This window comes from Bacteroidales bacterium (assembly GCA_026418905.1).
Taxonomy (GTDB): Bacteria; Bacteroidota; Bacteroidia; order Bacteroidales; family DTU049; genus JAOAAK01.
The window spans coordinates 13,970-25,546 of the sequence record JAOAAK010000022.1; the positions used below are offsets into that span (position 1 = coordinate 13,970).

At 37.4% G+C, this 11,577-nt stretch carries 11 protein-coding genes; all 11 read right to left on the reverse strand.

Annotated features, from left to right (window positions below; all coding sequences use genetic code 11):
* Positions 1 to 25: 25 nt before the first annotated feature.
* Entirely contained in the window at positions 26 to 976 is a 951-nt protein-coding gene (locus N2Z72_04600) for an aminodeoxychorismate synthase component I (GenBank protein MCX7696959.1), read from the reverse strand.
* 1 nt (position 977) lies between these two features.
* Positions 978 to 2,519: an NAD(P)H-hydrate dehydratase gene (locus tag N2Z72_04605; protein MCX7696960.1), complete on the reverse strand. Its 1,542-nt coding sequence runs from the start codon at positions 2,517 to 2,519 to the stop codon at positions 978 to 980.
* A gap of 59 nt (positions 2,520 to 2,578) precedes the next feature.
* Positions 2,579 to 3,157, reverse strand: coding sequence for an RnfABCDGE type electron transport complex subunit A (locus N2Z72_04610; GenBank protein MCX7696961.1), 579 nt, complete (start codon positions 3,155 to 3,157; stop codon positions 2,579 to 2,581).
* Between the two features lie 2 nt (positions 3,158 to 3,159).
* Positions 3,160 to 3,753 carry an electron transport complex subunit E gene (locus tag N2Z72_04615; GenBank protein ID MCX7696962.1) on the reverse strand — a complete coding sequence of 198 codons (594 nt, stop codon included), beginning with the start codon at positions 3,751 to 3,753 and terminating at the stop codon, positions 3,160 to 3,162.
* 6 nt (positions 3,754 to 3,759) lie between these two features.
* Entirely contained in the window at positions 3,760 to 4,311 is a 552-nt protein-coding gene (locus N2Z72_04620; GenBank protein MCX7696963.1) for an RnfABCDGE type electron transport complex subunit G, read from the reverse strand.
* Positions 4,308 to 5,309: an RnfABCDGE type electron transport complex subunit D gene (locus N2Z72_04625; GenBank protein ID MCX7696964.1), complete on the reverse strand. Its 1,002-nt coding sequence runs from the start codon at positions 5,307 to 5,309 to the stop codon at positions 4,308 to 4,310. The genes N2Z72_04620 and N2Z72_04625 overlap by 4 nt, the downstream gene beginning before the upstream one ends.
* A 4-nt stretch (positions 5,310 to 5,313) precedes the next feature.
* Positions 5,314 to 6,654, reverse strand: coding sequence for an electron transport complex subunit RsxC (gene rsxC, locus N2Z72_04630; GenBank protein ID MCX7696965.1), 1,341 nt, complete (start codon positions 6,652 to 6,654; stop codon positions 5,314 to 5,316).
* A gap of 10 nt (positions 6,655 to 6,664) precedes the next feature.
* Positions 6,665 to 7,525, reverse strand: coding sequence for an RnfABCDGE type electron transport complex subunit B (locus N2Z72_04635; protein MCX7696966.1), 861 nt, complete (start codon positions 7,523 to 7,525; stop codon positions 6,665 to 6,667).
* 75 nt (positions 7,526 to 7,600) lie between these two features.
* Entirely contained in the window at positions 7,601 to 8,560 is a 960-nt protein-coding gene (locus N2Z72_04640) for a transcription antitermination protein NusB (GenBank protein ID MCX7696967.1), read from the reverse strand.
* 36 nt (positions 8,561 to 8,596) lie between these two features.
* A complete protein-coding gene (locus N2Z72_04645; protein MCX7696968.1) occupies positions 8,597 to 9,619 on the reverse strand; it encodes a glycosyltransferase in 1,023 nt (340 codons plus the stop codon).
* Positions 9,616 to 11,559 (reverse strand): asparagine synthase (glutamine-hydrolyzing), encoded by a 1,944-nt coding sequence (gene asnB / locus N2Z72_04650; protein MCX7696969.1) that lies wholly within the window; start codon positions 11,557 to 11,559, stop codon positions 9,616 to 9,618. The genes N2Z72_04645 and asnB overlap by 4 nt, the downstream gene beginning before the upstream one ends.
* Between the last annotated feature and the right edge of the window lie 18 nt (positions 11,560 to 11,577).

Consider the following 11,577-nt stretch of genomic DNA (forward strand, 5'->3'; position numbering starts at 1 on the left):
GTTAATTTTTTGAATTTTATCTTCGTCATACTTTCAATGGTAAATAAATTTTCTTTTTATATTCTTCGTATTCTTCTTCTGCTACACTAAGGCTGGAAATCCCTCCTCCACTATAGTAAAAATAATTTCCATCCACAAATCCAATGTAACGAATCATGACAGTGGAAATCAGTTCTTTACCATCAAAAAACCCTGCTATACCCGTATAAAACTCTCGATCATATTCCTCAACTTCTTGTATGATCTCTAGGGTTTTTTTCTTTGGAGCTCCAGAAATACTGCCCCCTGGTAATAATGTATATAAAATTTCACCCGCTTTAAATTTCCAATCCGGAGGGAGTTTACCTTTTATATGAGAACTCATCTGCCATAAAAAATTTCCATCAGAAAGATGAATCTTTTCTAAGTATTTATATTTTTCCACGGTAATATCCCCTGAAACCATAGCTAGATCGTTTCTTAATAAATCCACTACAGTAGCATGCTCTCGACTTTCCTTTTCCTTAGTCAATAAAAGATTTCCATCTACATCAATTTTGCTGTGAGAAGTTCCTTTCATGGGAAAAGTATGAATAAAATTATCCCTATCAATGATCACAAAAGGCTCGGGGCTAAAAAAAAGAAACTTATGAGGCCAAAAACCCACAAATTTTCCCGTCACCTTCTCCGATAATTCATCGAGCGAATACGGAAGAGTAATTTTCGTCCTCAGAGTTAAATTAAGCAAATAAGTATCCCCCCTCCTAATGTGAAACATAACTTGCTCAAACTTTCTCTTATATAAATCAAAACAAATAAACTCAGGTTTTAAATCATAAAAGCGATGGGAAACTCTTTGATCATGAGAATGAATGAAAAAAATTCCTTTGCGCTTTGCATCATTGGGAGAAAATACGTGAATTCTTTTCTTATCAAAGGAAATGAAAAAAATGCAAGGTTCACTACGAGCTGTAAAAAAAGTCAGCTCTTCAAACATATTATTCTTCTAACATTTCTTTCCATGCATCAGCGAGGTGATAAATAAGATCTGTAGCGGTCATGGCTTCAACTGTCTTTTGCTTGGATGCCAAATCCCCTGCTAAACCATGAAGAAATGCTGCTGCCATGGAAGCATCTTTGCTATTCTTCAATCGAGCTAAAAGGCCTGCCATAAGACCCGTAAGGACATCACCGCTCCCTCCTTTAGCCATGCCAGGATTACCCGTTGGATTAAAATAAGTTTCTCCTTCAGGAGTATGTATGGAAGTATATGCTCCTTTTAAGACAATCAGTATCTTTCTTTCTTGGGCAATCTGCCTGGCAGCTTCAATCCGTTCAAGATGATTAAGGAAATGACCAAATAATCTTTCAAATTCGCCAATGTGAGGAGTGAGTATAGAATTTTCTGGCAGGAGATCGAGCCACTCTTTATGATTTGCCAAAATATTTAATCCATCAGCATCTATCACTAAGGGCAATTTAGTTTTTGTTAGCAAGTCGTATAGTGCATTGGCAGTTATTTCATTATTTCCAACGCCAGGCCCAAATGCAACTGCTGTTGCTTTTGAAGGTATTTGAATTGAACTGATAAAAGAAGAATGATCGTCAAGCGATAAAAGAGCATCAGGTACATGAATTTGTATGGGTAAAACACATGATTGAGGTACGTGAGCTGTAACAAGTCCAACGCCTGATCGGGTTGCTGCCATTACAGATAAAGCAGCTGCTCCAGGCATTTGCTTTGATCCACTACAAATCAATACATGACCGTAACATCCTTTATGAGAATGAATAGGGCGAGGTGGAAATATTTGCTGAATATCCTGAAAGTCAATTAAAAAATATCTTGTCTGTGCTTGTGAAAGATATCCTGGATGTAGTTGTATATCAAGAAACTCCCATTCACCTACATATGGCTCATTTTCTGGAAGGAAAAGAGCTAGTTTGGGAGCCCCCAAAGTAAGGGTATAAGTTGCTTTTACAATTGGCGATGAGTAGGGGGTGTAACCATCACCGAAAAGCCCACTGGGAATATCGATGGCAATTTTGTCGGCATCCAACATATTGATAAATTCAATGGTCTCAGCAGCTATTCCTTCAGGTTGCCTGTTGAGACCCGAACCGAAAATGGCATCTATAACAACATCTTCAGGTAAAATCCTACCCATCAATTGCTGAATATCAGCTGACTTCTCGAGAAATTGAATTTCTACAATAGGATTATCCTCAGATAAATAATAAAGTTTTTCAAGATTAAGATTAAAATCGGGTGATGTTTGCTGGGAATATTTTACAACATATATTTTAACGTGATAGCCACTTTCAGCAATCATACGTGCAATAGCCAGCCCATCTCCACCATTATTTCCTATCCCAGCAAAAACATGAAAAAGAGTATCCTCGTCAAAATATTCATACTGTATCCATTGATAACAAGCTCTGGCAGCACGTTCCATCAAATCGTAAGATGATATTGGTTCGTTCTGAATAGTATACTGATCAGCTTCTCGGATTTGGCTGGTTGATAATACTTTTATCATTCATCTTATATTTTAGACTACAAAGGTATGAAAGGACAGTGGAATATAAAATTTTTTAATCAAATAATACCAGAAAATCCCATAAAAGCAAGAGCAAGTATGCCGGCCACAATCAATGCAATAGGCACACCTTGCATGTATTTTGGAACATCTACCAATTCAAGTCTTTCACGAATTCCAGCCATGATGATAAGAGCAAGGCCAAAGCCCACAGCACTCGCTACAGCAAATACTAGTGATTCAGCCAGATCATACCCACGTGAAGGCTGAATTGCTATTAATGTAACACCCAACACAGCACAATTTGTTGTAATGAGTGGTAAAAATATTCCCAGCGCATCGTATAAAGGTTTGGATAGTTTTTTTAACATGATTTCAACCATTTGCACCAAACTAGCTATCACTAAAATAAAAGCAATGGTTCTCATATACTCAAGCTGAAGCGGAGCAAGCACGTAAAAGTACAGGAGGTACGTAACAAGAGTTGCCAAAGTCATCACAAAAATGACTGCTCCCGTCATTCCAATAGCTGTACTGACACTTTTACTGACCCCAAGAAATGGGCAAATTCCTAAAAACTGGGTCAAAACAATATTGGTAACAAGAATAGCTGAAACAATAATAATGATATATTCCATAACTATTTTGATTTAGATTTAATAATTTGAGTTAAAGCTATTAAGAAGCCAAGACCAAAAAAGGCACCAGGAGCAAGCACAAAAACCAATATACCATCAGCGTTTGGATTGATGAATTTATATCCGAATGCTGAACCTGCACCAAGAACCTCTCGGATAAGTCCAAGTATTACCAAGGCCATAGTAAAACCCAGACCCATTCCAAGGCCATCAATAGCCGCACTCAAAACATTGTTTTTAGACGCAAAAGCTTCTGCACGCCCTAGTATTATACAATTTACTACAATGAGTGGAATAAAAATTCCAAGGGCATTGTATAAATCCGGAGTATATGCTTTCATGATAAGATCAGTAATAGTCACAAAAGTAGCTATAACAACAATAAAGGAGGGTATACGTACAGAATTTGGAATAAAAGATTTAATCAATGAAATAATGATATTTGACATCAGCAACACAAAAGTTGTTGCCAAACCCATCCCAAGACCGTTAATTCCAGAGGAAGTTACAGCTAAGGTTGGACAAGCTCCCAAAACTAAAACTAATATTGGATTTTCTTTGATAAACCCTTTTAAAAAATTTTGCCACTGGTTCATAAAATTTTATTTTTTAAGTGTTTTAAGGAGATTCTCATATGCACGAAGGATGGCATCACAATATGCACGAGATGTAATCGTACTTGCAGTAATGGCGTCGACATCTCCACCATCTTTCTTGACAGAAAATTTGAAATTATCAGGATTTTTACCAATAAATTGATTTTTAAAAGCTGGCAAAATCATCTTATCACCCAAACCTGGTGTTTCATTGTGAAATAAAACTTTAGTATTAACAATATTCATGTTTTTATCTATTCCAATCATGAGTTCGATAAGCCCGGAAAAACCTTGTTCTGTGAAAGTTTTCAATGCAAATCCAACCGTGTCATTTCCCTTTTTCAAATAATAGCCCTGCAATTCACCAAATTTCGCTGGTAATGCTTGATCAAAATCAGGTGATACTTCTTTGAGTGCCATTTCTTCCTTTTGTTTCTGAGCTTTTTCAATAGGTTCTTTGGTAAATGCATTTACCTCAGCCAACAAAAAAGCAGCTACAGAGGTAATAATAAACAAGGTTAAAATCATATTAACGAGAGTATTGGGAACTTTTTTCATGATTTCACCTCCTTTCCAAATCTTCTTGGCCTGATTTTATCCAGGTATGGAACAAATGCATTCATGATCAAAATGGCAAATGAAACCCCTTCAGGATACGCACCAAACACGCGAATAAGAATGGTCAGAAACCCACATCCTATACCAAAAATGATTTTTCCCCAATTACTCATGGGAGAAGTAACCATATCCGTAGCCATAAACCAAGCACCCAGCATAAGCCCTCCTGTCACCATATGAAAAAATGGATCTACATAATGTTGAGGATCTATCAAATATAAAACACCAGCAAACACAAAAGAAGTCAGAATGTAAGCCACGGGAATATGCCAAGTAATAATTTTCTTAAAAAGAAGTATTAATCCCCCGATTATGATCATCAAAGCTGAAATTTCACCAACAGACCCACCCATGTTACCCCACAACATTGACACGTAATCAGGTACTTGACCAGAAGCCATGATCTGGTCTATTGTCATTCCTTTCTTTAATTCCTCTTTCACTATTCCAAGCGGAGTAGGACCAGTTACTACATCAGTTAACATAGAAGCAGATTCAATTGGCTTAGGCCACGAAGTCATAGCTACGGGAAATGAAATGAGCATGAAAACTCGACCCACCAATGCGGGATTAAAGGGGTTCTTACCCAAGCCACCGAAACTCATCTTTCCAATACCTATGGCAACCAGGCTACCAACCAGCAACATCCAAATGGGTATGTTGCTAGGTACGTTCATTGCTAGCAAAACTCCTGTTACCACAGCAGACCAATCATACAACGTATTTGGTCCTTTGATCAAAAACTTCTGGATTAAGTACTCAAAAAGCATGGCAGACAAGACAGCAACTAAATAGACTATCAGAGCATTCCATCCAAACATGTAGAGAGAAATAGCTATTGACGGAAGCAAAGCAATCACTACCCATCGCATGATGCGAGGTGTATCTTCATTGGCATGAATATGAGGTGAGCCACTTACAACAAGTTTATCCATAATATCTTTATTTTGATTGAGATGCAGTTTTTAACATCATGGCAACTTTATTTTTTCCAAGCCTAACACCATCGAGTAAGGGCAGATAAGATGGACAGGTATACTGACAAGAGCCACATTCGATGCAGTCCATCACCGAACGAATTTTCATTGTTTCCCATCGTTCTTTTCGAGAAAGGTTGTATAAGAAATAAGGTTCAAGACCCATAGGACATACATCTACGCAACGAGCACAACGAATGCAAACATAGGGTTCTTTTCGCTTAGAATCAGTTTCGTTTAACACTAGAATTCCACTTGTGCCTTTAGTTACCGTAGTTTCAAGTGAATACAAAGCCTTACCCATCATAGGTCCACCATTGACAACTTTGTAAGTATCCTCTGGAAGGCCTCCAGCATGTTTGATAAGAAGATCTATCGAAGTCCCAATACGCACAAGAAAATTGCCAGAATTGACTAATGATTTTCCAGTTATCGTAACTACTCTCTCTATCAAGGGTTTATTTTTCTGAACTGCTTCATACACAGCCAATGCTGTACCAACATTTTGAACCACACAACCAACATCAATAGGCAACTTACCACTGGGAACCTCCCTATTTACAAGAGCTTTGATTAGTTGCTTTTCTGCTCCTTGAGGATACTTAACTTTTAATGGATGAATACTAATTCCGGAATAAGAAGTGGCTATTTCACTCATTCTAGCAATAGCATCGGGTTTGTTGTTTTCAATACCTACAAGAGCTTTATCTACTTGCAAGGCTTTCATCAGTATGGTAATACCTACCATAATTTCTTCCGTTCGCTCAAGCATAAGACGGTGATCAGCAGTTAAATAGGGCTCACATTCAACTCCATTGATAATCAAAAATTCTGCTTTTTTTCCGGATGGGACACTGAGCTTCACATGAGTAGGAAAAGTTGCTCCCCCCAAGCCCACAATCCCCATTTCCTTTATTTTTTCAATGATTTCGGAAGATGAAAGACGAATCTCCCGTTTTAACTCAGGAGATAGATCAATTCCATCTATCCATTCATCAACTTCCCGTGTAATAAAAATAGCAGGTTTTCTGTACCCACTAGAATCAGGGAAAGTATCGACTTTTTCAACAACTCCTGATACTGGAGAATGAACATTAGCAGAAATAAAGCCTTCTGCTCGGCCAATGAGCTGACCTGTCTTGACAACATCACCTTTTTTGACTACAGGTACGGCAGGAATACCCATGTGCTGGGTCAGAAGAACTATTACTTTGTCAGGTAAAGGAAAAATTTCAATTTCTTTTTTCTCCGTCAATTTATTTTCTTCTGGGTGAACGCCTCCCAAAACAAAAGTTTTTAGTTTCATATCATGAAAATTATGCGATTGCTTCACTGCTGTCGGTTTCTGCTTTCACCTTTCTAGGAGGAAAATTAATTTCCACAATGGCGTCGGTAGGACACGCTTCTACACACTTGCGACATAATTTGCATTTATTAAAATCAATATAAGCAAGATTCTCTGCAAGGATTATGGCGTCATAAGGACAAGCTTTAACACAAGCTCCACAGCCAATACAAGCCGTAGAACAATTCTTTCTGGCTATGGCACCTTTTTCTTTATTTACACAAGCGACATAAATGCGCTTTCCTTTTGGACCAAAATTGCGAAGCTCAATGATTTCACGAGGACAAGCTTTAACACAAGCTCCGCAAGCAGTACATTTGTCTTCGATGACTACTGGCAGACCACTTTGAGGATCGATAAAAATGGCATCGAACTTACAACTTCTCACACAGTCGCCTAATCCAAAGCAACCATGGGGACATCCACCTTCACCAGGATAAAGCAAATGAGCAAATGCACAAGTGGTTATGCCTTCATACTTTACTTTGGCTGGTGAATGATTGTAACTCCCTTGACAACGAATAACAGCTACTTTTTTCACCTGTTCCTGAGCAGTCAAACCTAAAGTATCTGCAATGTTTTTGCTGAGTTCATTCCCACCTACAGGGCAAAACAACCCATCAAGGCTCTGTGCTTTAACAATAGCCTCTGCAAAATTCTTACATCCAGCAAAGCCACAACCACCACAATTAGCCCCCGGTAATATTTCAGCAACCTGCTCAATTCGAGGATCTTCTTCTACCTTAAATTTTTTTTCTACAAAAAAAATGACCGCTCCAAAAAACAAACCCAATAATGCCAAAACAACAACAGCAATTAAAATTACATTCACGTCAGTGTGTTTTTCGATGCAAATGTAAAAATGTTTTTAAGATTCGCAAAAACTGATTACCATCATATTTTTACTTTAATCTTCAGTAAGACCTGCCCCATGTTTACGGATTCTTCCTTCTTTTTTCCATTTCCTATGGATTTGATCAAGGATTCCATTGATAAAAACCTTGCTCTTATCTGATCCAAAGGTTTCACCTATCTCTATATATTCATCAATAGTCACTTTAGGTGGTATGGTAGGAATAAATAGAAATTCCGTCATCGCCATCTCGAGCAGCAATCTGTCGACAATCAACATACGCTCCAAATCCCAATTTTTCAAAATACTTTGTAATTCAACTTCAAATTCTCTTCTATGCAATATAGTTTTTTCGAATAGAATTTCTACAAATTCCAGGTCAGATATTTCGCCCAAGTCCTGAGCCGGTTTCAAAGCAGGAGGAACTTTAGTGGTTTCAATGTCTAATGGATTATAATCACACATCCATCCATACACAACTAGACCAGTATAATTTAAATCAAAACCCCATTCCACGTAAAAACTTTCTAAAAAATCTTTTATGAGTCCAGCATAAGCAATTTTTTTCTTAAAAAGCCGGGCTGCAAATTTTCGATGATAATCAAAAGAATCTTCCGACGAATTCATATATGCTTGATAAGCTTTCCAAGATAAGACATCGAAAAAGATTCTTCTGAAAATTTCATAATCCCAAGTAAGAGAAAATTTTTGTATTTCTTTCTGTACGAATGCATTATTTTGTAAATGAACTATTAATGGATTGTGCAAAAATTTTAAGTTTGGATTTAGATCTTCTGGAGTGGGCAGTAGTTTTTTCTTATTCTCTTCTAACATAAAAGCATAAAAATCTATAAACTTAAGATAAGAATCAATCTGATGCACAATAAGCTGATAGATTCTCTCAAAACTCTTATGTAACCATTTCTTTCCTTTCTCAAGATCCGCTATTTCCTGCATCACGAAAGCATACAGCACTTGAAAAGTTTTGATTCGATGAAGCCGTCGACTAAGCATAGCAAGTATTTTTACAAAATTAGATGAATTTGAATCTCAGCGATAATAATTTTTTACAAAACCTTGTGCTTCTTTTTTTCCAGTCAATATCTGAAAAAATCCGGTCAAAGTTCCCAATCCATATGCTGAGATTTGAATGAAAATTGCCAAGACTGACATGATTGAAATTTTGACGCTATGGTATCGGAAAAAAGATTCAATCATGGCTACGCTCAAAATAAAAAGTATTAAAAGCAACAAAAAATATAAAAAGAATTTACCCCACCAGAAAAAAATAGATACAATAGCCGTTACAAAAACCAATAAAACAAACGATGCAGGTATGAGATGAATCCATTTTAACATGGATTTGTGCCTTTTCCAAAGATTAATGCGAGCAACACCCCAGTTAAAAATTTGTTTGAAAAATTTTTTCCATGAGGTACGTCGCTTGTGATACACATAGGCATCTGCTATTAACCCTACTCGAAAGCCATGTTCATAAATACGGGCAGAATAATCCATATCTTGCCCATGCCTCAGTGATGACATGCCCCCTATGCTTTTCCATACTTTTCGTGAAATCCCCATGTTGAAGCTACGAGGATAAAATTTCTTCTGCAGCGATCGCCTCGATCCTCTTGTGCCAGCTGTACCAATAAAAGAGGTCATAGCATAATTAATTGCTTTTAGAAGGGGGGGGAAAGATGGATGGTCCGTATCTGGCCCACCAAAAGCATCTACAGGATTAATTTGAAGGTATTCATCGATTTTTTTTAGCCATTGTGATGGCAAAATAACGTCAGAATCAACAAACAAAAAGTACTCTCCTTGAGCTTCCTGCATCCCACGGTTCCGTGCTGAACCAGGTCCTTCATGATTTTGTACTATATATTTCAAGGAGAAAGGTACTTTATCTTGATATTCTTGCACAATTTCGAACGTATTATCCGTAGAACCATCATCAACAATAATCAACTCAAATTTCGTAGGATCAAATTCAAGCTGCAAAGCTGAATCGAGTAGCTCTCGTATTTCATCTGCTCTGTTATACGTAGCCACAATGATGGAATATTTCATAGATGAAAATAAGTTTCAAGATTAAACTCTTTTTCTTTAAAACGATCAGTACGTATGAACATCTCCTGCCATATTGCTATGCCCACAAGAATCCACAAGAAATTGTAATGCCATCTTAGCCGAGGAGATGGTCTTGCATGTAATATTTTTTGAATGAAAGCATAATTAAAAATGCCTTGTTGGTCGACAAAAGATGGAGTTAAAATTTTTTCTGCTACATTTTTGAGGTCTTTCTGAAACTGCAAATATGGATTGACAGTAAATCCCCATTTCTTCTTTCGTAAGATCGGTTCCGGGAGGTGTCCTTCCATTGCTTTCCGGAAAAGATATTTCGTCTGGTTTCCTTTCATTTTCAAGTGAACAGGTATCGAAAAAGCAAAATTAACTAAATCTATGTCAAGAAAAGGAACTCTTTCTTCCACCCCGTGAGCCATGGACATTCGATCTTCGGTAAGCAAATAGTCGTTGACCATTTTCGAATGAAATTCAACAAAAAAAACTTGATCAAGAGGATCAAAATTCTCAGCGAGGTTGAACAAAGGTGCAAATTCCTCCCGTATCCGTTTGATTTCTGATTTAAGTCGAAAAGACACCGATGGATGATAGATCGTATCGAAATATGCTTCATCGTAATCCCATGCATTACGTAAAATCAAATAAGTCCGTTCGATTTGGCCAGTTGCGAGCAACATTTGAATTCCTCTTCTGTATTCATCCAGTTTGATCCAACCTGGATATTGCTGAAGTTTAAAGAGAAAATCCGACTTCCAACGACCAAGGCGTTGCATCCATTTAGGTATGGTCTTATGAAGTTTGCGCAATGGATATATATAACGGTGAATGTCGTACCCCCCAAATAACTCGTCCCCTCCAAGCCCTCCAAGAGCCACTGTAATGTATTGACGAACAAATTCGGATAAATGATAACCTTGTAATAAGTTAATCTTCGGTTCCTCGGCATGCCAAATCACCGCAGGAAATTTTGTCAAAGGTTCTAGTTCTAAAGTAAGAGTATGGTGTTGAGTCTGAAAATGTCGTGCTACTATTTCGGCATCGGTAAATTCATCGGTTGGTTCATTGAATCCCAGCGTAAATGTGTGAATATCACTCACACCGAGCTCGTACATCTTTTGCACGATGGTCGATGAGTCCATTCCTCCAGACAAATATACTCCTAAAGGCACATCCGAAATTAATTGCCTACTTACAGCTTGTCGTATATAAAAATGAATACCATCTACGGCTTCTTCTTCCAATAGATGGATGTTAATATGAGGGGACAAGCACCAATATTTTTTCAATTCAATGTCAGAACCATTGAAAACAAGGTAATGTGCAGGGGGAAGCCTATAAATTCCCTCGAACAATGTTTCATTCGACTGATGATACCTGAGATTTATCTGCTGATGAAGGGCACAAAAATTAATTTTTCGTGGTACAGCTGGATGAAGCAATATGGCTTTTTGTTCGCTAGCAAAAATAAAACGTTTTCCATCAAAATAATAATGCAAAGGTTTTACACCAAAATGATCTCTTGCCAATATAAGCTTATTTTCTTTTAAGTCAAGAAGGGCAAAAGCAAAAATTCCATTAAGCCGTGATAAAAAAGAAATTCCTTCATCTTCATAAAGATGAACGAGTATTTCTGTATCTGTTTTTGTATAAAACACGTGGTTTTTTCGAATAAGCTCCTTACGTAAATCAGCAAAATTGTATATTTCTCCATTAAATATCACTGCAATAGAACGGGTTTCATTAAAAATAGGCTGACTTCCAGTATTGAGGTCTATAATGGAGAGACGTCTGTGCCCAAGATAAAAATTCCCATGACGGAACCGCCTAGCTTCATCCGGTCCACGGTGTGCAAGTAGGTCCAACATAGACGATAAGAGCGAATCCCCATCATCGATTGAATCGTAAAAACCACAAATACCGCACATGGTATGCAAAATTAGCAA